This is a genomic window from Ruegeria sp. (assembly GCF_040830605.1).
In the GTDB taxonomy this organism is placed as follows: domain Bacteria; phylum Pseudomonadota; class Alphaproteobacteria; order Rhodobacterales; family Rhodobacteraceae; genus Ruegeria.
Map to the genome: position 1 here is coordinate 67,748 of NZ_JBFOMD010000001.1, position 22,633 is coordinate 90,380.

General features: G+C 65.4%; 20 protein-coding genes. 3 read left to right on the top strand and 17 right to left on the bottom strand.

Annotated elements, in window-relative coordinates; translation table 11 throughout:
* Positions 1–8: 8 nt before the first annotated feature.
* The 7 genes from speA to AB3N21_RS00325 all read right to left on the bottom strand — a co-directional run bounded on the left by speA (position 9) and on the right by AB3N21_RS00325 (position 8,000).
* Positions 9–1,895, bottom strand: a complete 1,887-nt coding sequence (gene speA, locus AB3N21_RS00295) for a biosynthetic arginine decarboxylase (protein ID WP_367933327.1) — start codon at positions 1,893–1,895, stop codon at positions 9–11.
* A 107-nt stretch (positions 1,896–2,002) separates the two neighbouring features.
* Complete coding sequence (locus tag AB3N21_RS00300; protein ID WP_367933328.1) at positions 2,003–3,088, bottom strand: DUF1513 domain-containing protein; 1,086 nt, start codon at positions 3,086–3,088, stop codon at positions 2,003–2,005.
* A 1-nt stretch (position 3,089) separates the two neighbouring features.
* On the bottom strand, positions 3,090–4,103 hold the full coding sequence (locus AB3N21_RS00305) for an imelysin family protein (protein ID WP_367933329.1): 1,014 nt from the start codon (positions 4,101–4,103) through the stop codon (positions 3,090–3,092).
* A 3-nt stretch (positions 4,104–4,106) separates the two neighbouring features.
* The gene (locus AB3N21_RS00310; protein WP_367933330.1) at positions 4,107–5,654 is read right to left on the bottom strand and encodes a di-heme oxidoredictase family protein; all 1,548 of its coding nucleotides are present in this window, start codon (positions 5,652–5,654) and stop codon (positions 4,107–4,109) included.
* Positions 5,614–6,099 carry a bacterioferritin gene (gene bfr, locus AB3N21_RS00315; protein WP_367933331.1) on the bottom strand — a complete coding sequence of 162 codons (486 nt, stop codon included), beginning with the start codon at positions 6,097–6,099 and terminating at the stop codon, positions 5,614–5,616. The genes AB3N21_RS00310 and bfr overlap by 41 nt, the downstream gene beginning before the upstream one ends.
* Positions 6,047–6,340 (bottom strand): bacterioferritin-associated ferredoxin, encoded by a 294-nt coding sequence (locus AB3N21_RS00320; RefSeq protein WP_367933332.1) that lies wholly within the window; start codon positions 6,338–6,340, stop codon positions 6,047–6,049. Before AB3N21_RS00320 ends, bfr begins: the two co-directional genes overlap by 53 nt.
* Positions 6,341–6,728: 388 nt before the next feature.
* Positions 6,729–8,000 (bottom strand): imelysin family protein, encoded by a 1,272-nt coding sequence (locus AB3N21_RS00325; protein ID WP_367933333.1) that lies wholly within the window; start codon positions 7,998–8,000, stop codon positions 6,729–6,731.
* 220 nt (positions 8,001–8,220) lie between these two features.
* On the opposite strand from AB3N21_RS00325, the gene AB3N21_RS00330 reads away from it, so the two are divergent.
* A complete protein-coding gene (locus AB3N21_RS00330; RefSeq protein WP_367933334.1) occupies positions 8,221–8,628 on the top strand; it encodes an acyl-CoA thioesterase in 408 nt (135 codons plus the stop codon).
* Here AB3N21_RS00330 and gph read toward each other — a convergent pair.
* Both gph and AB3N21_RS00340 read right to left on the bottom strand, forming a co-directional pair.
* Positions 8,607–9,266, bottom strand: a complete 660-nt coding sequence (gene gph, locus AB3N21_RS00335) for a phosphoglycolate phosphatase (RefSeq protein WP_367933335.1) — start codon at positions 9,264–9,266, stop codon at positions 8,607–8,609. The genes AB3N21_RS00330 and gph overlap by 22 nt on opposite strands.
* Before the next feature lie 294 nt (positions 9,267–9,560).
* Positions 9,561–10,484: an MBL fold metallo-hydrolase gene (locus AB3N21_RS00340; protein ID WP_367933336.1), complete on the bottom strand. Its 924-nt coding sequence runs from the start codon at positions 10,482–10,484 to the stop codon at positions 9,561–9,563.
* Positions 10,485–10,773: 289 nt separating this feature from the next.
* On the opposite strand from AB3N21_RS00340, the gene hemP reads away from it, so the two are divergent.
* Entirely contained in the window at positions 10,774–10,941 is a 168-nt protein-coding gene (gene hemP, locus AB3N21_RS00345; RefSeq protein ID WP_171177094.1) for a hemin uptake protein HemP, read from the top strand.
* Positions 10,938–11,414 (top strand): hypothetical protein, encoded by a 477-nt coding sequence (locus AB3N21_RS00350; RefSeq protein ID WP_367933337.1) that lies wholly within the window; start codon positions 10,938–10,940, stop codon positions 11,412–11,414. Before hemP ends, AB3N21_RS00350 begins: the two co-directional genes overlap by 4 nt.
* Before the next feature lie 69 nt (positions 11,415–11,483).
* On the opposite strand, the gene AB3N21_RS00355 is transcribed toward AB3N21_RS00350, so the two are convergent.
* From AB3N21_RS00355 to AB3N21_RS00390, 8 genes are all read right to left on the bottom strand, one after another.
* A complete protein-coding gene (locus tag AB3N21_RS00355; RefSeq protein WP_367933338.1) occupies positions 11,484–14,540 on the bottom strand; it encodes an aminotransferase class III-fold pyridoxal phosphate-dependent enzyme in 3,057 nt (1,018 codons plus the stop codon).
* Positions 14,541–14,734: 194 nt separating this feature from the next.
* Positions 14,735–15,607, bottom strand: coding sequence for an NAD(P)-dependent oxidoreductase (locus AB3N21_RS00360; RefSeq protein ID WP_367933339.1), 873 nt, complete (start codon positions 15,605–15,607; stop codon positions 14,735–14,737).
* Positions 15,608–15,698: 91 nt separating this feature from the next.
* Entirely contained in the window at positions 15,699–16,088 is a 390-nt protein-coding gene (cueR, locus tag AB3N21_RS00365; protein ID WP_171177086.1) for a Cu(I)-responsive transcriptional regulator, read from the bottom strand.
* 9 nt (positions 16,089–16,097) lie between these two features.
* Positions 16,098–18,572, bottom strand: coding sequence for a heavy metal translocating P-type ATPase (locus AB3N21_RS00370; RefSeq protein WP_367933340.1), 2,475 nt, complete (start codon positions 18,570–18,572; stop codon positions 16,098–16,100).
* Positions 18,573–18,731: 159 nt separating this feature from the next.
* Positions 18,732–19,490: an SDR family NAD(P)-dependent oxidoreductase gene (locus tag AB3N21_RS00375; RefSeq protein WP_367933341.1), complete on the bottom strand. Its 759-nt coding sequence runs from the start codon at positions 19,488–19,490 to the stop codon at positions 18,732–18,734.
* The gene (locus AB3N21_RS00380) at positions 19,487–20,413 is read right to left on the bottom strand and encodes an SDR family oxidoreductase (protein WP_367933342.1); all 927 of its coding nucleotides are present in this window, start codon (positions 20,411–20,413) and stop codon (positions 19,487–19,489) included. Before AB3N21_RS00380 ends, AB3N21_RS00375 begins: the two co-directional genes overlap by 4 nt.
* A complete protein-coding gene (locus tag AB3N21_RS00385) occupies positions 20,410–21,312 on the bottom strand; it encodes a bile acid:sodium symporter family protein (RefSeq protein WP_367933343.1) in 903 nt (300 codons plus the stop codon). The genes AB3N21_RS00380 and AB3N21_RS00385 overlap by 4 nt, the downstream gene beginning before the upstream one ends.
* On the bottom strand, positions 21,309–22,625 hold the full coding sequence (locus AB3N21_RS00390; RefSeq protein WP_367933344.1) for a flavin-containing monooxygenase: 1,317 nt from the start codon (positions 22,623–22,625) through the stop codon (positions 21,309–21,311). The genes AB3N21_RS00385 and AB3N21_RS00390 overlap by 4 nt, the downstream gene beginning before the upstream one ends.
* Positions 22,626–22,633 lie beyond the last annotated feature (8 nt).

The window sequence follows — 22,633 nt, forward strand, 5'->3', positions numbered from 1 at the left end:
ACAGGGGGTTATTCGTAGTAGGTGTAGCCGTTGATGCTGTCGCGGTAGGCGCTCATCAGGGTTTTGCGGTCCTTGGCCATCAGAGTACCGGTTGAGATCGCCTCGTCCACCATTTTGCGGAAGGCGGCGACGCAGTCGGAGGGGTCGAACTCGACATAGGCCATGACCTCGGAGATGGTGTCGCCCTCTTGTTCGTGCAGCAGGTCGAAACCGCCGTCGGGGCGCAGGTCGATGGTGACGACATTGGTGTCGCCGAAGAGGTTGTGCAGGTCGCCCAGCGTCTCCTGATAGGCGCCGACGAAGAAGACGCCCATGTAGTATTCGTCCTCGGGCAGGGTGTGCACGGGAAGGCTGGGGGAAACGCCATCGGCGAGGATGAAGCGGTCGATCTTGCCGTCGCTGTCGCAGGTGATGTCGCTGAGCACCGCGCGGCGGTCGGGGGTCTGGTTCAGCATCTGCAGCGGCACGATCGGGTGCAGCTGGTCGATGGCCCAGACATCCGGCAGGGATTGGAACAGCGAGAAGTTGCAGTGATAGATATCGGCCAGTTTTTCCAGCTGGTCGTCCACGTCGGTTTCGTCCTGTTCGGAGGCCACCAGTGCCTTGATGCGGGCCATCAGCGACAGGTAGATGCGCTCGGCGCGGGCCATCTGGCGCAGGTCGACATAGCCACGGCGGAAGAGCGCGCGCAACTCATTGCGGTAGAAGGTGGCGTCGTTCCAGCATTCCTGCAGGCGGTCGCGGGTCAGGTATCCGTGTACTGCGGCCAGATCCGAGACCATGTGGTGGTCGTCCGGGTCTGCCGTGGGCCCGTTGGGGGCATCATAGAGGGTGCTTTCCAGCACGTTGAAGACCAGCATCGAAGAGGTCGCCACCACGGCGCGGCCGCTTTCGGTGACGAGGGTGGGGTGGGCGACCTCGGCCTCGTCCATCGCGTAGGCCACGGTTTCGACCACGTTGGCGCAGTATTCCTCGACCGTGTAGTTGATCGAGTTTTCAGTCGCCTTCTTTTCGCCCGTGTAATCCACGCCCATGCCGCCGCCAAGATCGAGATGGGTCAGCGGTACCCCTTCGCGGGTCAGCTCGGTGTAGTAGCGGCAGGCCTCGCCCACGGCGCGGCGGACGTCGTTCACATCCTGAACCTGAGAGCCCAGATGCGAGTGCTGCAGTTTCAAGCAATGCAGGAGCCCGGCATCTCGCAGCTTGTCCACAGCGGCCACCAATTGATCGGTGTTCATGCCAAAGGCCGAGCGGTCGCCCGAGCTTTCCTCCCACTTGCCGCTGATCTGGTTGGTGAGTTTCACCCGCACGCCCAGCAGCGGCTCGATGCCCAGTTCCTTGTAGACCCCGATAACGGTATCGGCCTCTTTCGGGCTTTCCAGCACGATCACCGTGTTGAAGCCGATCTTGCGGCTGAGGATGGCGAGCTGGATGAATTCGGCATCCTTCACGCCATTGCAGACAATCAATGCCTCGCGCGCCAGACGGTGGGCGAGTGCGATGACCAGTTCGGGTTTCGAACCCGCCTCGAGCCCGTAATTGTACTGTTTGCCGAACTCGACGATGCGGTCGACCACTTGGGCCTGCTGGTTGACCTTGATCGGGAACACGCCGCGATAGCTGCCCTTGTAGCCGGTGCGGGCGATGGCGTCGCGGAAGCTTTCGTTGATATGGGCGATCTCGCTTTCCAGATAGGAACTGATGCGCAGGATCATCGGCGATTTGATGCCGCGCTGGTCGAGATCGTGCAGGATGCCCGGCAGGCTGATTGCGGGCGCGTCGGGGGCCAGCGGATTTCGCAGCCCGATCTCGCCACCCTCTGTCACCTCGATGAGGCCTTTGCCCCATTTCTCAACCCCATAGATGGAATGCGGTGCGTCAGACGGGTGTTTCAATCAGGTGGATCCTTGGCGTTTGAGCGTTCCGATGTGCGCACGCCCTTTAAGCGAGCGGCCTGATTCTTCCAAGCATTATCTGGGGCGGGTGCGCGGGGTGCAAACGGTCAGGTGTGTGGGACAGGAACCAGATGGTTGTCCCATTGGCATTTCGCTTGGGCCGACACGCTGGCGCCCGTGCCGGTGAGCTGCCCGACGGCGCCGGTTCCGGCGGTGAAGATCAGGCCGTCGGGGCCGGGTCCGAGGCCACAGACATCCTCGATCACATGGGCGGCGGTGAAAGCGCCGCTGGCCACGTCAAAGAGGTGCAGCGTACCGCCGCGGGGCGAGGTGATGGCCGCGGTCTGGCCGTCCTGCGAGAAGGCGACGCTGCCCGCATAGCCGTTCAGGCGGCGCTGGTCAGCCTCGGGGGCGGTCAGCATGCGGGGCGGTTCGCCGCGCCGGTGCAGGCCGAGAAGGGGCGGGTGGTCGGCGGTGTCGCCCTGCCACTGCATGGCAAACCCGACCAGCCCATCGGCGCGCTTGGTCAGGTGACGGATCGAGTTCTTGTGCAGCGCGCCGGGTGGTTCGATTTGGTCCAGCACGGTACCGGTGAGGTCGAGATAGCTGAGGTTCGGGCGCATCACCGGCAGGTTCAGCTTGGCGCGCCCGGTGTTGGGGTGGGTCTCGATCCCGCCATTGGCGATGACCAGCGTTTCGCCATCGGGCATCAGCGCCATGTCATGCGGCCCGACCCCGCCCGAGCTGAATTCGCCCAGACGGGTATATCCGTTTGCAGCGTCCCAGAGGCCGATGATGCCGGTTCCGGCCTCGTAATCGTTTTCGGTGGTGAACAGCAGGCGGCCATCTGGGGAGAATGTGCCGTGGCCGTAGAAATGCCGCCCCTCGGGCGCGGTGAGCCTGGCCAGTTCCTGACCGGTAGTGCAGTCGATCACCAGCGCAAAGGTGCCGGGGCGGCGGGCGAAGGCGACAGCCTCGGCGCGGTGGGGATGGGCGGCGGCGGCGTGGCCGCGCGCGGGCAGGGGGAGGGAGAACAGGATCTCGCCTGCCACTTTCAGACCGGCCAGCCGGTAGGAGCCGTCGGGGAACAGGGCCGCCGACAGGAAATCCGGGGCGCCAAGCTCGGCCCAGCTTGTGCGCGGGGCGAGGCTGGTGGCGGCGAGACCGGCGAGAAAGGCGCGGCGCGTGGTCATCTCAGTCTCCGTCCAGCGAGTTGAACCCGGCGGCAACGCCGAGAGTGGGGCCAAGCTGTGTGGTGGCGATGCCGCGAATGTCGTTGATCGCCTGCTGCAGGGTTTCGACCCGGAACCGACCTCGCGGATCGGCGACATCGGCAAAGGTCGGGTCGTCCAGCTTCCCGGCCCGGTCGAGCGCATGGGCAAAACCCGCGTCAAGTTCGGCGGCCACATCCGGGTGGTCGGCGGCCAGCAGGGCAGCCAGGTCGCGCAGGGCGGTGAGCGACAGGACCACGTGGCGCAGCGACCGGCCCGAGCGGCGCGCCTCGGCCCGGTTGGGGCGCGGGCGGTCGAATGTGCCCATCGGGCGGCCAAGGCGGGTGTCGGCGGTGAATTGCAGGCCGGTGGCGAGCGCCTTGAACAGCTCCTGCACCGCTTCGTCGCCGCTGCGATAGGGGCTATTGGGGCCGGGCGCGGTGAGCCTGGCGGCGTAATCCTGTTGCCAGTCGGCGTCGATTGCGTCGGCATTCGCGTCGATGTCGGTGGCGATGGCGCGGATCAGGGCGCAGCGATAGGGGGCGCTGCCTCGCTCGGCGAATTTGGCGTCGTAGAGCAGGACCTCAAGCGCGAAGAACCCGCGCCCGGCGATGGAGACCGAGGCGAATTCATCCGGGTCGGTCACCGCCGGGTCCTCGGCGGCGATCAGGGCGGAGAGGGTCTTGGGCGTGAACCCCTTGGTGTCGGGCCAGAAGGCCAGCGCAAAGGCGCGGTCCTGCACCTCGGTCGGGCCGAAGCGCAGGTGGCTGACCGCGATCCAGGCATCGAAGGCGGCGTGGAAGGCGGTTTGCAGGTCTGCTGAGGCGGGGGTGCAATCCTTCTTGGCGGCGGTTTTCAGCGCCTCCGTCCGGACGGTGAGTTCGGCAAAGCCGGGCAGGATATGCGCGTCGGTGACTGTGGTGAGTGTGGCCGCGCGGTCCTGTGCGAACAGTGTGGCGGGGATCAGCAGGGCGACGAGACAGGCAATCAGGCGCATCGGTCAGAGGCTTTCCAGAAAGCGGATCAGGGCCTCGCGGTCGCCTTTGGGCAGCGCCACCACGGTGTCGCGCGCGGCCTCAGCCTCGCCGCCGTGCCAGAGGATCGCTTCGAGCAGGGAACGGGCACGGCCATCGTGCAGGAAGTAGGTGTGGCCCGAGATCCGCTCGGTCAGGCCGATGCCCCAGAGCGGCGGGGTGCGCCATTCGCGGCCCGTGGCGCGGGCCTCGGGGCGGTTGTCAGCCAGCCCCTCGCCCATATCGTGCAGCAGCAGGTCAGAATAGGGCCAGATGAGCTGAAAGCTGTGTTCGGGGCGGTCTTCGAGCCGGTGGGTGACATAAGCCGGTTGGTGGCAGGCGGTGCAGCCGGCGGTATAGAACACCTCTTTGCCGCGCAGCACCTGCGGGTTGTCCACGTCGCGGCGGGCGGGGACGGCCAGATTGCGGCTGTAGAAGGTGACCAGATCCAGCCCCTCGGCGTCGATTTCATACCCGCGCGGGTCGTCGTTGCCATGGGGGGCATTCACGCAATCGGTCTGCGCCGCCGTGCATTCGCCGTGCGGGGCGGGGAAGAGCGGGCTGGAGATGCCGATATCGCCAGCAAAAGCCGCCGCCGTTTGTTCGTGGACCGTGGGCGAGCCGGCCTTGAGGCCGAAGCGGCCAAGCATCGGGCGGTCGAACTCGGTGGACCAGACGATATTGGCGCGGCCCGAGATGCCGTCGCCATCGGCATCCTTAGGGTCGGCCCTGGCGAGGATGTCGGCGGCGGGGATGGCTTCGAGCAGGCCGAGGCCGATCATCTGCGGCGCCACCCGCGGGCTGAGCATCGCGTCCGGGTGCAGGGGGCCATAGCCGAGATTGGTGGCCCGGTAGGTGGGGCGGCGCAGCGAGACGGTCTCGCCATCGGCAAGCGTCACGTCGAACTCGTCGTAGCTGACCCTCAGCTTGTATTCCGCCGGGTGGCCGGGCAGCGCGAAATCCTGAAGCTGGCTGCCATAGGTGGGCTCGGGGCGGGTGGCGATATAGTCCTCGATCGCGTGGATGCCGTCCTTGGGGGTGCCGGGGATCGAGACCCGCAGGAACATCGAGATGGCGTTGTCCTTTGGGGTTTCGGGCGGATGGCCGCGCCCGTCCTTGATGTGGCAGCGCTGGCAGGAGCGGGCGTTGTAGAGCGGGCCCAGACCGTCCGAGGCCAGCGTGGATGAGGGCGAGGACACCCAGAGTTTGCGGAACAGCCCGTTGCCGACGCGGAAATCCAGCTCTTGCTCGAAGCTCAGATTGTCCGAGGGCTGCGAAAAGGCGTCGGCATCCTTGCGGGCGCGCACCGTCGTTGCCCCGGCGCTGAGTTCCTCGAACGGCTGCGGCGCGGTGAAATCGGCGGGCGAGGACAGCACGTTGGCGATCCGCGCACGCTCGCCTTCGGTTCTGGGGATGGTGTTGAGATGTTCGTCCCGCAGGTCGGCTGCAAGGGCTCCGGTGGTCAGGGTCAGGACCACCGGAAGGGGCGCGAGGCTAGTCTTCCTCGTCCATCTTCGATGCGTTGAGTTGCGCATAATTGGCTTCGCCGATCCTTTCATACAGGTCGAGCTGCGTTTCGAGGAAGTCGATATGGCCCTCTTCATCGGCCATCAGTTCCTCGAACAGCGACATCGACACATAGTCACCGGCTTCCCGGCAGTATTCGCGCGCTTCCTTGTAGAGGGCCCTTGCGTCGATCTCGGCCGCCAGGTCGCATTCCAGCGTTTCCTTGGGGCTCTGACCGATCCGCAGCGGGTCCAGTTTCTGCAGATTGGGGTGACCTTCGAGGAAGATGATTCGTTCGATCAGCTTGTCCGCGTGGCCCATCTCTTCGATGCTTTCCTCGCGGCTCTTCTTGGCCATGTGGCCAAGGCCCCAGTCCTCTTGCAGCCGGTAATGCAGCCAGTACTGGCTGACCGCCGTCAGTTCATGCCGCAGGGATTTGTTGAGATAGTCGATAACCTTGGGATCGCCCTTCATCTGCATTCTCCTGTGTTGATCCGGCACGCAAGGCGCGGAGCTGCATTGGGACTTCCAGATTATCGCTTGATCGCATGGTGTCCAGAAAGAGCGGCATGCATCCGCCGCAATCGGCTGATTTGCCGAGGGCGTGATAAACCTTTCCCGGGGTTATGACGGTCTGAGGATCCGCCGTGCGCATCCAGTCGATGGCAGCGCGGATTTCGTGGTCTGAAATGTTCGTACAGTGGCAGACGATCATGGGAGACTCAGAGGCCCTTGTGATTTTCTTAGTTAATTAGTCGGGATTACTGGCGGGGTCCAGAGGTGATTTGCGGGATGGGTGTTTTTTCGGTTCACAACGGATCAAAACGCCGATCGAGCCTTTGGCCCGGAGTAAAGGCACGCAGTGCCGCCGGGCCGCGCCCTCCCTCCCGCATGGGAGGGCGCATTTGTGATGTCAGGCACCGTTCAGTTGTCGTCCGGGGCTTTTGAGATAAAGCGCTTACCACGTTCGTTGCGAGCGCCCACCCGAGGGAGGGCGCGGCCCTCTGTGGGTCTTGGGATAACTGATGGTAGCACGCTTTCAATCGTAGCAGGCGACACCGGTTGGCGCCGCCTGTCTTGTACTCTTCAGTCCAGCGTCAAGTTTACTGGAACACCGCGTTCGGGTTGTCGAGGCTGTCGGAACCTTCGAATTCGATCAGATCGAGGCCCAGCGCCGACACCACCCGTTCGATGCTCTTGGTCTGGTCGATCAGGCCGTTGACGCCGCCCATGATCAGCGCCTCGCCACCTTCGTTGCCACGTTCCAGCATCTGGTCATAGGCAAACCCGGCCTCGGCTGCGGTCTTGATCCGGCCCAGTGCCAGCATGGTGCCGGACAGCTTGCCCTTCATCTCGGCGTCCAGCGCCGGGTCTTGGGCCGCCACCAGCTCGGCCAGCGAGGCGCCCGAAACCAGGGTGCCGTCGATGCGAACATACTGACCCAGATAGACGTTCTGGATGCCCAGCCCGTCATAATAGTGGCTGTTGTGGGTGTTATCCGAGAAGCAATCATGCTCTTCCTCGGGGTCGTTCAGCATCAGGCCAAGGCGCATCCGCTCACCCGCCTGCTCGCCATAAGACAGCGAGCCCATGCCGGTCAGGATGGCGCTGACGCCCGCATCCTCGTTCTCCATCAGGGCCGCGCGGGCGGCGCCACCTTCGGCCCATTGTCCGGTCATCCATTCCAGATCGCTGACCAGCAGGTCGGTTGCCGCCTTCAGGTACTCGCCACGGCGGTCGCAATTGCCGCCGGTGCAGGCGTCGCCCTGTGCGTAGTCGGTCCAGGGCCGGTTGCCCGCGCCGGGTGCATGGCCGTTGGTGTCCTGACCCCAAAGCAGGAATTCGATGGCGTGGTAGCCGGTGGCCACGTTGGCCTCGATCCCGTCCGCCTCGTGCAGGGTTTCGGCCAGCAGCTCGGGCGTGATCTTGCCCGCGTCGATGGTCTCGCCCGACAGGCTGAAGCTGGCATTGGCGATCACGTTCAGCGCGGCAAATTCGTTTTCGTCGGTCGGGCCGCCATAGGCTGCGCCCACATAGTCGATCAGGCCTTCGTCCAGCGGCCAGGCGTTTACCTTGCCTTCCCAGTCGTCGACGATGGCGTTGCCGAAGCGGTAGACCTCGGTCTGCTGATAGGGCACGCGGGCAGCCAGCCAGGCGTGGCGGGCGGCCTGCAACGCCTCGGCGGAGGGTTGGGCGATCAACGCGTCGACGGCGGCTTGCAGGCTGCGCGCGGCGGCCAGGCTGTCGGCATATTTGGCTTCGGCAATATCGGCATAGGTGTCCAGAACCGCGGATTTCTCGGGCGCGGCTGCGGCCATAGTGCCGGCGGCCAGGCTCAGGGCGAGTGCGCTGGTGGCGAGGATTTTGTGGATCATTGGGCTTTTGTCCTTCTCATTCGCATTGACCGGCCTGCCTGTACGTGTTGGGTCGGCGGAGATCGCGTCATTAACTGAGTTAATCTGTCGGATAAGTCAATCTTAGTTTTTCACTCGGGAATTGGTTTGGGCGCGGGTCCTGTATGAAAGCAGCGCCGGGCGCTTGAGCTTTGTGCGATACATGGCAAAGGTGCTGGTGTCAGAAACAGGAGGCGGCCCCGTGCCCTTTATCACTCAGTTTCCCGTTCGCTTTCGTCACTGCGATCCGGCGGGTATCGTGTTCTTTCCGCGTTATTTCGAGATGATCAACGACGTGGTCGAGGACTGGTTCGCGCGCGAGCTGGACCTGCCGTTTGACCTGCTGATCCGGGAAAACGGGGCGCCTACGGCACAGATCAACGCCACCTTCACGGCGCCCAGCCACCACGGGGACGTGCTGACCTTTTGCCTGACGCCGACCCGGTTGGGGCGGTCCAGCCTCGATTATGAGCTGACGGCTCATTGCGGTGAGGAGTTGCGGCTGCGCGCATCCGCGACGCTGGTTCACATCAGGCGTATGGGCCGGTCCGAGCCCTGGCCCGATCCGGTGCGCGCCCGCATTGCGGCTCAGCTTGTGCCCAGCACCTGATCCACCAGCTCGGGCAGTGTCACGCTGTCGCTGTAGCTGGCGGTGTGGGGCAGAGAGTCGACCGGGCCCTTGCGGTAACCTTCGGTGAACAGCAGAAAGGGTATGTCGGCGCGGCGGGCGGTTTCGGCGTCCACCTCGCTGTCGCCGACATAGAGGCGGGGCAGGTCCGGCAGCGCGGCAAAGGTCGCGTGCAGCATTGTCGGGTCGGGTTTGCGGGTGGCCAGGCTGTCGCCGCCGATCACCACGTCAAAGAAGCGCGCAAGACCCAGCGCCTCCAGCACATGCCGCGCGGGCGCTTCAGGCTTGTTGGTGCAGACCCCCATGGCGCAGCCGCGGGTCTTGAGCGTGTCCAGCGCCTCGACAAGGCCGGGATACACGACCGTCAGGGTGGACGAGTTGCGGTTGTAGTGGTCGAGCGTGGCCTGGGCCAGCCGGCTATGGTGGTTCATGTCCATATCGCAATGGGTGATGACACGCGCGACCAGGTTAGGCAGGCCTTTTCCGACAAACGAGGTCACGGTGGCCTGATCCAGCGCCGCGTGCCCTTCCTCCGCCAGCATCCTGTTGACGGCGGCCGTGATGTCGGGGGCGCTGTCCACCAGCGTGCCGTCGAGGTCGAAGACGATGGATGCGGTCATGAGTGGCTCCGGTTGCTCGCCTGACCCCTGTCAGGCCAGCCGCCGCGCCGCAACCCGAAATGCGCTGCCTGCGGCAGCACATGCCTCCGGCGGGGATATTTTTTGAACAGAAGAAGGGATCTGTTTACCTTTTTCCGCCAGTCTGTTCTTGCGGTACAGGTGGGGACACCGATGACCGTAACAGGAGAAGGCCCCCTGCCAAGCGCGGGGGGCTGGATCTGATCTCCCTTGCTTCTTCTGTTCAAAAATATCCCCGCCGGAGGCAAGCCCGGCGTGCCGGGCTTTCTTGGGTGCCTAGCTGTCCAGCGGCATGAACCGATAGCCTTGCCCATCCCGTTCCACATGCCCCAACCCGCCTTGCGGCAGGTGATATCCGATGAGGCGCATCCGATCGGTGGCCAGTTGGTCCAGCAGTTGGGTGCGGGTTGCGGCGGCGGTGGGTCGGTCCTGATCCGAGCCGGAGGGCCAGTCGGGGCGGGCGAAGGCCACGTGGTGATTGCCGATGGCGTCTCCGACAACCATCAGCGAGTCGGTGCCAGAGCGGATTTCAAAAGACATGTGCCCGGGCGTGTGGCCATGGGTGGCGTGGGCGGCGATGCCGGGGAGGATCTCCTGTTCGTCGTCGAAGAGGGTGATGGCGTCCTGCAGCGCTTCCAGCCGCCGTTTGGCGCCGACCGCCATGGTGGCTCGGGCGTTGCCGATGTCGTCCACCGTGGCCGGGTTCAGCCAATAGTCCCATTCGATGCGGCCCATCATGTGCTCGGCGGCGGGAAACAGCGGGTCCTCGAAATCGTCCAGCACGCCCCAGAGGTGATCGGGGTGACCGTGGGTGAAGACCACATGGGTGATGTCCTCGGGTGCGACGCCGATCTGGTCCAGGGCTTCGGTCAGTTTGCCTGCCGTGTCCTGAAAGCCGGGGCCCGAGCCGGTGTCGAACAGCACCACCCGCTCGCCATCCTGCAGCAGGGTGACGTTGCAGTCGGGCGTGAGCGGGCCGGTGCCGATCTGGTGAGCGTCAAGGACAGGAGCCAGTTCGGCTTGCGGCATCGGGCCGAAGATGAACTCGGGCGGCAGGGTCAGGTGCCCGTCCGACAGGCTGGTGATCCGGGCGGCGCCGAGGGTGGTTTCGGTGGCGGACCAGGCGCGTGTGGCGGCGGTTCCGGCCAGGGCCAGCCCGGCGCCGGTCTGCTGCAGAAAGGTGCGGCGAGTCAGTGTCATTGGGATATCTCCTCTTCAACACATTCTCACATTCAAAAACAAGAATTACAATGCGCGGCAAAGATGTTTTGCAGATGCGAAAAAAGGGCGCTTGACATACCTTAGTATTTTTATCAGATTAGTCTTGCGAGACACCAGCCAACCCGCTTTGCTTCGGGCCAGCAAGTCAAGTCACCCATTGCGACCGCGCCAAAGCAAAGCCCGAGGTCTCGTCATGCCGGACTCTCATCGACCGCTTTCAGGTGCGCCCGCGGATGAAACGGATTGCCAGCGTACTGGAGACAAACAGATGACTGTCCAAACCCCGACCCCGACCCAAGGTTATGCCGTTCAGATGTTGCCGTCGCACAAGGCGGAAGAGCTGACCAATGGCGGCAATCTGGCTCATATCGAGCTGGGCGACCAGCTCTACACCCTGCGCATCACCCGTGCGGGCAAGCTGATCCTGACCAAATGAGCGCGCCCTCGTCCCGTGGCGGGGCCGCGGTCGGCAGGCTGGCTGATCTGGCGCCGGTCGAGGCTGGCGCGGTGATGTATCTGCGCCTGTGGAGCGACGGTGCCGGTGGCCGCGCCGATGCGGCCAGTGATTTCGACATTGCCCTTGGTGCTGGCGCAGGGCGGGCGGCGATGACGACGCTGGATCAGATTTGCAGCCTCTGCGTCAGCCATGGGCGGCGGCCGCTGATCCGGCATGGGCTGGGCTGTTCCTGTCTGGGCGCGGACGAGAATTGCTTCGCGCAGATGGTGGGAGCAGCCTCGGAAGGCGCGCGCGAGGATGCGATGATGATGGCGGCGCTGATCGTGCGCCCCGATTTCGCGCCTGCGCTGGCGGCGCTGTCCGAGCAGTTGGGCCTGACCCTGCGCCGGATGGTCCGCCCTGCGCTGCAGCCGCAGGCCACGCATGCCCCACAGCCCTCGGTGCTGCACTGATGGCCCCCCCTCGGATGTCGATGACGTCCGGTTGACCCGCCCCGGTCCGCAAGGGCCGGGGCCTTTTCGTCAGCAGCAGCCGCAGCCGTGGTGATGGTGATCGTGGTCGCAAACGGGGGCGGGGGCGTAGTCGCCCACTTCGGAGAGCGCGTCACGCAAGGCCCAGAGGATCATGTCCACATCCTCGGCCTCGATGGTCAGGGGCGGGCGGATCTTGAGGATGTTGTCCTTGGGTCCCTCGCTGCCGATCAGGATGCGGTGATCACGTATCCGGTTTTTGATGTATCTGCAGATCTCGGTGCCTTCGGACCCGTCCGGGTTGATCAGTTCGACCCCGACAAACAGGCCCATGCCACGCACATCCCCGACGCAGGCGAAATCGGCGTCGATCCGCCGCAGCCCCTCGATCAGGCGATTGCCTATCTGGCGGGCGTTGTCCTGCAAGCCCTCGTCGTCGACGATGTCCAGCACCTCCTTGCCGATTCGGCAGGACAGGGTCGAGCCGCCGAAGGTGGAGAAGAACTCGGGTCCCCGCGCAAAGCTGTCGGCGATGGCCCGGGTGGTGACCAGCACGCCCAGCGGGTGGCCGTTGCCGATGGGTTTGCCCAGAACCACGATATCGGGCAGCGCGTCCTGGTGTTCGAAGCCGAAATAGTGCGCGCCCAGCCGCCCCAGCCCGGTCTGCACCTCGTCGGCGATGCAGACGCCGCCTGCGGCGCGGATTTTCTCGTAGACGGCGGGCAGGTAGCCTTTGGGCGGGATGATCTGGCCGCCGACCGAGGGGAAGGTTTCGGCGATGAAGCCGGCAACCCCGTGGCCTTTGTCTTGCAGCCGGGTGATGGCACCGTCCACCAGATCGGCGAATTTTTGGGCGCGGTTGGGATCGTCCCGTCTGAACGTTCCGCGATAATCGTCCGCCACCTCGACCAGCTCGACCCAGTCGGATTGCCCCACGCCGCCGGGCGCGTTGAACTTGTAGGCCGAGATGTCGATCGCCCCGGTGGTGTTGCCGTGATAGCCGTGATCGGGGGTCACCATGCCCTTGGCCCCTGTGTGGGCGCGGGCAAGGCGCAGGGCAAGCTCATTGGCCTCGGTGCCGGAATTGACGAAGAAACAGACCTGTAGGTGGTCGGGGAGTTTCGACAGGATTTTCTCGGCAAAGGCGGTCTGGGCGGGGTGTAGATAGCGGGTGTTCGAGTTCATCCGCGTGAGCTGGTCCGCCGCCACCGCCTGAATACGCGGATGGGCGTGGCCCACATGCGGGACGTTGTTGTAAGCGTCCAGATAAGGCCGGCCCCATTCGTCGAACAGGTGATGCCGCCAGCCGCGCACCAGCATCACCGGGTCGTCATAGGTCAGGCTCAGATTGGCACCGAAATGGGCCTGCCGCCCGGCCAGAACATGCATCTTGTCGGTCGGGTGGTAGAACACCTTGTCATCAGGCAGGTTCAGCAGGGCCGCTGGGTTCGGGCAGACCGCGTGCCAAAGGTCCATCTCGTCGGGGTCGCCGACGCCGGGCCAGTCGGCCTCCATGCCCGTGGTGGTCAGCGCCAGCTGGAAATGCACATGCGGTGCCCAACCGCCGTTCTGCGTGGCGTCGCCGAGCCGGGCAAAGGCCGCGCCCTGTGCCACCGGGTCGCCGGGTTTCAGGCGGGTGCAGCATTCCGGGTCGAGATGGCCGTAGAGGGTGTAGAACGCATCGCCTTCGGGCGTTTCGTGGTGCAGGATCACCACCCCGCCATAGTCGAGATGCGCATCGCGGTTCTCGACCGCCTCAACCCGCCCGCTGAGCGGGGCGTAGAGCGTGGAGCCTGCCGGGGCAAAGACATCGACGGCCAGATGTACGGTGCGACGGTCGCTGGCCTTCCACGGGCCTTTGCGGAACCCCGGCTCGGCATAGATCAGGCGCGGTTCGCTGTAATAGCCGAGCCAGAGGCCCTTGCCGAATTCCTCGCCCACACGCGCGGCCTCGTCCAACGGCATGTGGAAGGGGTCCTTGGGCCAGGTGGAGTTTTCCACCGACAGCGAGCCCATGGGGGCGTCGCTCAGATCGGTGCCGAAGAGGGGCGCGAACTCACCCCGGTGGTTGTTCAGATAGGCGTGGATGCGCTCGGCCCCGTCGGTCACCGGCAGGTGGCAGGCGGCGCGCAGCCGGGCGGGCATCAGGCCGCCATTGACGGTATCGTTTTCCAGAAAGCGCCAGGCCGGGGCCTGCGAGATGGTGACATAGGGGTCATCCGGGTTTTCGGCTGCCATGAGTGTCGAGTTGACCACGGAAACCGCCAGCCGCATCCGGAGCAGCGGCCAGATCAGGTCCACCTCTTCCGCGCGCAGGCGGTTGGCGGCGTGATAGCCACGCACCAGCGCGGCCAGCGCCTGTTCCGGCTTGGAGTGGTCCAGCACCACATAGGCCCCGGCAATGGCCAGATCGCAGATGCGGGGTGCGGCGCACATGTCGCCCAGGTCGATCAGGCCCGAGATGGAGCGGGGTTCGGACAGTTCACCCTCGACCAGGATGTTGTAGTCGTTTGCGTCATTGTGGATCGCCTGTTTCGGCAGCCTGTCCAGCTGGTCCTTGATGGCGTTGAAGCTGTCGGCGATGTCTTCCAGCAGGGCGCGCCTTGCTGGATCGGCAATAGCGTCGAGTTGGTCATTGATCCAACCTGCCTGTGTCAGGTCCCATTTGAAATCGCGGTTCAGCCCCTCATGCTGGAACCCTTCCAGCGCCCGTCCCGTGGCCCCCAGCACGCGACCAAGTTTCAGGATCAGTTCCTGGGGTTTGGGAGAGGCTTTTGCGTAGCATCGGCCCGGGAGACGTCCGAGCAGCCAGACAAGGCGCGGCTGACCATCTTCATCTGCGATCTCAGGCAGAGCCTTTCCGTCGAGCGCCGGATAAACCTTGGGAAAGGGCAGGCCGGGCGCCTCGGCGGCGATATGCGCCAGCGCCCTGATCTGCATGTCCACCAGCCCGGCCTCGCATCCGGGCCGCATGACCTTCAGAACATAGCCCTGTCCGTTGGCGGCTTCGGCCAGAAAGTTCAGGTCATATTCGCCGTCCAGCCGGGTCAGGTCGGCGGCGATGCCCCAGTGCTGCCGCAGCGCGTCGGTCCAGTGGGTGATGGTCACGATGTCTCTCCTGTCCTGCAGCAGGGTTCAGTTCGATGCCGCCGCGCCCGATTTCGCGTGTGCCACGCGAAGCCTCCGGCGGGGATATTTTTGAACAGAAGAAGATGTGAACGGCCCGCCCCCTTCTTCTGTTCGAAAATATCCCGGGGGAGTCGCCCCCCGGGGCGACGGGGGCAGAGCCCCCATCCGCGCCGTCAGTCCAAGGCGCGCAGGCGTTTGAAGAGCGAGGACGTGTCCCAACGCCCGCCGCCCAGTTTTTGCACGTCCTTGTAGAACTGATCCACCAGCGCGGTTACCGGCAGCGAGGCGCCGGTTTCGTTGGCGGCGTCCAGGCAGATGCCCAGATCCTTGCGCATCCAGTCCACCGCAAAGCCATAGTCGAAATGGTCGTCCAGCATGGTCTCGTGCCGGTTCACCATCTGCCAGCTGCCTGCGGCGCCCTGACTGATCACCTCGACCACCGCGCGGCCGTCGAGGCCCGCCTTTTCGGCGAAATGCAGCGCCTCGCTGAGGCCCTGTACCAGACCGGCGATGGCGATCTGGTTGCACATCTTGGTCATTTGCCCCGCGCCGCTGTCGCCGATGCGGCGGCAGATCTTGGAATAGACCTGCATCACGGGTTCTGCAGTGTCATACGCGGCCTGATCGCCGCCGCACATGATCGAGAGTACGCCATTCTCTGCCCCCGCCTGTCCGCCCGAGATGGGGGCATCGACAAAGGAGATGCCGTGGGCCTTGCCCGCCTCGTAAAGCTCGGTGGTCACCTTGGCCGACACCGTGGTGTGATCCACAAAGATCGCGCCTGCATCCATGCCGTGGAACGCGCCGCCCTCGCCGGTGCAGACCATGCGCAGATCATCGTCGTTACCGACACAGGCCATGACGAGCGCGGCGCCGCGCGCGGCCTCCTGGGGCGTTGCCGCCATCGCGCCGCCATGCTCGGTCACCCAGGCCTCGGCCTTGGCAGCCGTGCGGTTGTAGACGGTGAGGTCTTGGCCTGCGGCCTGCAAATGCCCGGCCATGGGATAGCCCATGACGCCCAGGCCAAGGAATGCGACTTTTGCCATTTGATGATCCTCTCGGCTGCCCGGCCCCTCCCCCGGGCCGGTTCGTTCAGCAGAGACAAAGCAAAGCTGGCGCCCGAGGGCAACCCTGCTGTCAGTCTTCGCCGCCCAGACCCTGCAGGATCGGGCAATCGGGGCGGTCGTCCCCGGCGCAGGCGTCGATCAGGTGGCTGAGCGTGTCGCGCATGGCGTTGAGGTCGGCGATCTTGGCCTCGATCTGCGCCAGATGGCCGCGCGCGATCCGTTTCACGTCGGCGCTGGCGCGGGTTTCATCCTCATAAAGTGCCAGCAGGGTGCGGCAATCCTCGATGGTGAAGCCCAGCGCGCGGGCGCGGCCGAGGAAGTTCAGCTTGTGCAGATCCTGCTCGCGGAAGCGGCGATAACCGTTCAACTCGCGCTGTGGAGTGATCAGGCCGATTTCCTCGTAATAGCGGATGGTTTTGGCGGGCAGGCCGGTGTGGGTGGCGACATCTCCGATATTCATGATCGGCCTCTATTCGGCAGGGGCCAGCGCGGGCGCGGCGGTCTGTTCGGGCAGGGCCGCGCGCACCCGGCGCAGGCGCAGGGCGTTGGTCAGGACAAAGACGCTGGACAGGGCCATGGCGCCGGCGGCGAGCATCGGCGACAGCAGGGGCCCACCCAAGAGGTAGAGCAGACCGGCGGCGACCGGGATCAGCAGGATGTTATAGCCGAAGGCCCAGCCCAGATTCTGGTGGATGTTGCGGATGGTGCGGCGGCTGACCTCGAAGGCGTTGGCCACGCCGCGCAGATCGCCGGACATGAGCACCACGTCGGCGGTTTCGATCGCCACGTCGGTGCCGGTGCCGATTGCGATGCCGATATCCGCCGCCGCCAGCGCCGGAGCGTCGTTGATGCCGTCACCGACAAAGGCGAGCGTGCCGTGCTTGGCCCGCAGCGCCTCGACGGCGGCGACCTTGCCTTGCGGCAGCACCTCGGCGGTGACGTGGTCGATGCCCAGCCGGTTGGCGAGCGATTGGGCGGTGCGGGTGTTGTCGCCGGTGATCATGGCGACGGTCAGGCCCATCTGGTGGAACCGGTCGATGGCTGCGCTGGTGCCAGGTTTGATCGGGTCGGTGACCGCCAGCGCCGCGGCGGCGTGCCCGTCTATCGCGACATAGAGCGGGGTGCAGCCCTGGGCCGCCAGTTCCAGACCCTGTGTGTGCAGGTCGCCGAGGTCGATGCCCTGCTGTGCCATCAGCCGGTCGGCGCCGATCAGGACCTCGCGTCCCTCGACCGTGGCGCGCAGGCCGAGGCCGGTCAGGGTCTCGAAGCTGGTGACCTCGGGCAGGTCGGCAGGCCCGGCCCGGGTGATGGCGGCAGCGATGGGGTGTTCCGAGCGCGCCTCGGCGGCGGCGGCGAGGCGCAGCACGGTGTCGCGGTCAAAGCCCGGGGCAGGGATCAGGTCGCTCAACTCGGGGCGGCCCATCGTCAGCGTGCCGGTCTTGTCGAGCGCCACGACGCGGGCGGATTGCAGTTGTTGCAGCGCGTCGCCCTTGCGGAAGAGCACGCCCAGTTCGGCGGCGCGGCCCGTGCCCACCATGATCGAGGTAGGCGTGGCCAGCCCCATGGCGCAAGGGCAGGCGATGATCAGGACCGAGACCCCGGCCACCAGCGCCATCGGCAGTGCCGGGGTGGGGCCGAAGAGCAGCCATGCGGCAACGGTCAGGACGGCCACGCCGATTACGGCGGGCACGAAGCGGGCGGTGACGCGGTCGACCAGTCCTTGGATCGGCAGCTTGGCGCCTTGCGCCTGCTCGACCATGCGGATCACCTGCGACAGGACCGTATCGGCGCCCACCCGCGTGGCCTGCATCCGCAGGGCGCCGGTGCCATTGACGGTGCCGCCGACCAGTTCGGCGCCCATGGATTTGTCGACCGGGACTGGTTCGCCCGTGATCATGCTTTCATCGACATAGGACTGCCCGTCCAGCACGTCGCCATCCACCGGGATCTTCTCGCCGGGGCGGATGTGCAGGATTTCTCCGGTGACGATGGTCTCGATGGGCTGTTCGGTGGTGGCGCCGTCGCGCTCGACCCGCGCGGTACGGGGTTGCAGGCCGATCAGCTTGCGGATGGCCGAGCCGGTGCGTCCCTTGGCGCGCGCTTCGAGCAATCGGCCGACGAGGATCAGGACGACGATGACGGCGGCGGCCTCGTAATAGACATTGGCGGTGCCTGCGGGCAGCAGGGCGGGCGCGAAGGTGGCGATGAGGGAAAAGACATAAGCCGCTGAGGTGCCGAGGGCGACCAGCGCGTTCATGTCAGGGGTGCCGCGGAACAGCGAGGGGAAGCCCTTGGCATAGAAAATGCGTCCGGGGCCCAGAAGCAGTGCGGTTGTGAGCGCGAATTGCAGCAGTTGGCTGGCTGTGGTGCCGATTGTGGCGTGCACCCAGTGGTGGAAGGCGGGGATCAGGTGGCCGCCCATTTCCAGAACGAAGACCGGCAGGGCAAGCGCTGCCGCGATCAGGGTCGTGCGGGTCAGGACCTGGATTTCGTCCGCCTTGTCATTGGCGCTGGGTTGGTGGTCCGGTGTTTCGGGATGGGCGGCATAGCCTGCCTCGGTCGAGGCCGCGGCCAGCGTGGTAGGGTCGGTAGCGCCGGTCAGGTAGGTGACATGGGCGCTTTCGCTGGCGAGGTTCACATTGGCCTCGACCACGCCCGGCGCGGCTTGCAGGGCGCGCTGCACCCGGCCCACGCAGGAGGCGCAGTTGAGCCCTTCGATCTTCAGCACTGTATGGTCCTGCGCGGCTGGGTAGCCTGCGGTTTCCAGTGCCGAGGTGAGGTCGATGACTGGGCCGTCGTGCTGTACCTGTGCGGTTTCGGTGGCGAAGTTCACTTGCGCCTCTGCGACACCGGGAACGGCGCTCAGCGCGGCCTCGACTCGGTCCACGCAGGAGGCGCAGCCCATGCCGGTGATGCGGAGATGTGTGGTGTGCGATGCGGACATGCGACTCGTTCAGTAAGCCTGGTTGCCCTTCAGATAGGGGTTCCAGTCACGGGAAGGTCAAGGGGGTGAGTGGTCAGAATTGACCCGATCTTTCGTTTCGTGGCGGGCCGGGGCATGCCTTCGGCGAGAGTATTTGGGAAAAGATGAAGTGTGGGGCGTTCAGCGGCCGTCGATCTGCCGTTCCATCAGGCGCTGGTAGAGCGTTGGGGACAGGCGGTTCAGCAGCCATGCGGCGCGGGCGACGCGGCCCACGGGGATCATCGGGCGGGATGTGTCGACGCCGCGCAGGATGGTTTGGGCCGCCGCCTCGGGGGTCATGTAGTCCATCCCGTCGGTGGCCGAGCCGGGGCGGGCGGTGCCGTCGGGCTGGCGCTGCGCGTTGCCGGGATTGGTGGCGACGAAGGAGGGGGCGGCGATCAGGGTGCGCACGCCATGGGATTTTTCCTCGGACCGGAGCGATTTGAAGAACCCTTCGAGCGCGTGTTTCGAGGCGGCATAGGCGGTACGGTGGTAGAGCGGCGTGAACCCAGCCACCGACGAGATCGCCAGATGGGTACCTTTGGCCTGCCGCACCGCGTGCAGGAAGGCGCGGGCCATGGCGATCGCGGCAAAATAGTTGACCTCGAACACTTTGCGATGGCTGGCGTCGTCGGTGCTGTCGAAACCGCCGATCTGGGTGATCCCGGCGTTGTAGATGACGAGGTCGATGCTGTCGCAGCGGCGCAGGATGTCGGCGGTGGAGCGGGCCAGTTGGTCGGGGTCGGTCAGATCGCAGGCGAGCGGGAGTTGGGTTGGCGTTTCCGGCAGGTCCGAGACGTCGAGATCCAGCAGCACTACCCGCCAGCCGCGCGCCTGCAGGGCGGTGGAGAGGGCGTGACCGAGGCCGCCGGCGCCGCCTGATATGATGGCGGTTTTCACAGGCCTGCCTGCTGTTTCCAGTGGTCGAATGCTTGTGCGCTGGTCTTTTCCGGGGTGTAGCCGAATTCGGATTTCAGCGCGTCATTGGCGAGCACGGGGCGGTATTGCAGGAACCGCACCTGTTCGGGGCCATAGCGCGTGAGGCCCAGCGGGCGGGCCACGGTCAGTGCCGCCTTGAGCGTCCAGGCGGGCACGCGCAGCACCGGTTTGCCCAAGGCGCGGGCCAGATCATTGACCCCCATCGCGCCGTCTCCTGCCACGTTGTAGGTGCCCGGCGGGCCGTCGGTGGCGGCGCGTTTCAGGATGCGGGCCAGATCGCGGGTCCAGATGAAGACGAAGGGGCTGTCGCTGCCGGTCACGGCCAGCAGGCGCGGTTTGTGGAAGAGCGCGGTGATCTGGTTCTCGGTCCCGTCGCCCAGAACCGTGCCGACGCGCAGGATGACCTGTTCCAGTTGCGGTGCGGTCTGGCGGGCCTCGGCCAGCAGGTCCTCGACCTGCCGCTTGTGATCGGAATAGGGAAACTCCGGGTTGCCGCGCAGAGGGTCGGTTTCGCGCAGGGGCACCGGGTTGTCGGGGTGATAGCCATAGGCCGCGCCCGAGGAGGTGACCACGAGGCGGCGCACGCCCTGGGCCAGCGCCGCGTTGAGCACCTTGCGGGTGCCCTCGACATCGACGCGATGGGCGGCCTCGCGGCCCATGCCGGGGGTGACGATCGAGGCCAGATGGACGATCGCGTCCGGCTTTATCTCGGCGATCACCCGGTGCGGGTCGTCGGATGTGACGTCCATCCGGTGGAAGACCGCGTTTGAAGGCAGTGGGTCCGGCTGGAATAGGTCAGTGGCGCACACCGCGTGATCCGCAAGCTCGTCGAGCAGTGCGCGGCCCACCATGCCGGCGGCGCCGGTGATCAGGATGCGGGTCATCGCGCCGCCTCGGTCCGGGACATCACCGCCGCCAGACCGATCCCCGAAATCGCGTGCCAGATCCCCCAGAAGGCGGCAACCACGGCCATGCCGCCCAGACCGTTGAAGAAGGCGAAGATCAGGACCAGGCCCAGGCCCGAATTCTGGATGCCGGTTTCGATGGTGATGGCCCGGCGGTTATAGGGGGACAGCCGGGTCAGAGTGGCCACAACCCAACCGCCCCCCAAGGCCAGGGCGTTGTGCACGATCACAAGCCCGGCGACGGCCCCGGCAAAGCCGAGGAAAAACCCCCAGTTGGCCGCCAGAGCGAGAATGATGAAGGCAACGAAGATGGCCATCGAAAGCCATTGCAGCGGCGCGCGTATCCGTGCCGTGATCTGTGGTTTGCGAAGGTTGAGTTGAATCCCGAGGATCAGAGGCAGTACCAGCATCAGGCCGACGGTGATGGCGATCTGCACCGGGTCGATGGCCGTTTCGCGCAGGATTTCGCGGGTCGGGGGGTAAAGGCCGCCCCAGAGCGCGATGTTGAACGGTGTCATCAGGATCGCGGCCACCGTGGCCATCGCGGTCATCGAGACCGAAAGCGCCGCGTTTCCGCCCGCCCGATGGGTGATAAAGTTCGAGATATTGCCGCCGGGGCAGGCCGCCACAAGGATCAGACCCAATGCGATGGAGGGGCGTGGTGCCGCCGTCCAGACCAGCGCGAAGGTCAGCAGCGGCAGGATCAGTAATTGTGAGGACAGGCCGACGATCAACGGCTTGGGTGCCTCGCGAAGGCGGCGGAAGTCGCTGGGCGTCAGGTCGATGGCAATCGAGAACATGACCACGGCGAGAATGGCATTCAGCAGCGTCAGCGACCCGGCGCTGAAATTCAGCGTCACCTCGTCGATGCCGATCATGACGCGGCCTTTCGGAACTTGTCGATCCAGCCGGTGACGGCGCGGCGATAGGTGGCTTTGTCCACGTAATAGGCCATGCGCGCGAGGTTGAGGTAGTTCATGCCGCCGGTGGCACGCTCGAACGTGCCGGATTTAAGGGATTTCAACTCTTGTGCGGCCGGGCTGCCGTCGCGCAGACCGCGGATATAGCGCGCCACCATCTCGGCCTGCTCGTGCCGCCCCTGCCAGCCCAGTCCGGTGGCCTCGATCATGCCCAGCACGAACAGGTTGTCGCGGTCGGGGTGCATGGCATTGAGGTAGAGATGCGGCGCGTCGCCCTGCCAGTTCAGCAGATCGGAGTCGATGAAGGGGTAATGCAGCTTGTACCCGGTGGCGGCGAGGATCATGTCGTAGTCCTCATGGCTGCCATCGCGGAAATGCACGGTGTGGCCGTCCAGCCGCTCGATATCCGCCTTGATGCGCAGATCGCCATGGCCCGCGTGGTAGAGCACCAACGAATTGACCACCGGGTGGCTTTCGTAGAGGCGGTAGTCGGGCTTGGGAAAGCCGTATTTCTGCGGATCGCCGACGAACCAGCTGAGGAGCAGGGCGTCGATCGGGCGTTTCAGCCACATGGGCAGTTTGATCGCCCCACCCATGGTGTCGGCGGGTTTGCCGAAGAGGTATTTGGGGACGAAGTAATAGCCGCGCCGCATCGACAGGTCGCAGTGTTTGGCATGGTGGATGGCGTCCACGGCGATGTCGCAGCCCGAGTTGCCCGCGCCGACGATCAGCACCCGCTTGCCGTCGAACTGGCTGGGGTAGCGGTAGCCCGAGGCGTGGATCAGCTCTCCGTCGAAGTGGCCCGCGAATTCGGGCATGTTGGGTTCCGAGAGGGTGCCGTTTGCGATCAGGAGGCCAGCGTATTCGGCGCTTTGTTCGCCCTGCGCATCGCGCCATGTGAGGCGCCAGCCATCGCTGGGGGCGCCGAGCGGGGTGGCCTGGGTGACCTCGGCATTGAAGCGGTAATGTTCGCGTAGCCCGAAATGGTCGGCGAAATCGTGGAAATAGCCCTTGAGGTCGCGATGCGAGGGGTATTCGGCCACCGAGTCCGCCATCGGGAAATCGGTGAACTCGGTCATCGACTTGGACGAGATCAGGTGTGCCGTCTCGTACATGGTCGACTTGGGTCCGTCGATATCCCAAAGCCCGCCCACATCCGAATGCAGCTCGAATCCCTGAAACGGAATGCCCTGTTCCTTGAGAACCTTGGCGGTCGCCAGCCCCATCGGGCCAGCCCCGATCAGGGCAAATGCCTCGCGCGTTTCCGTCATGTCTCCTC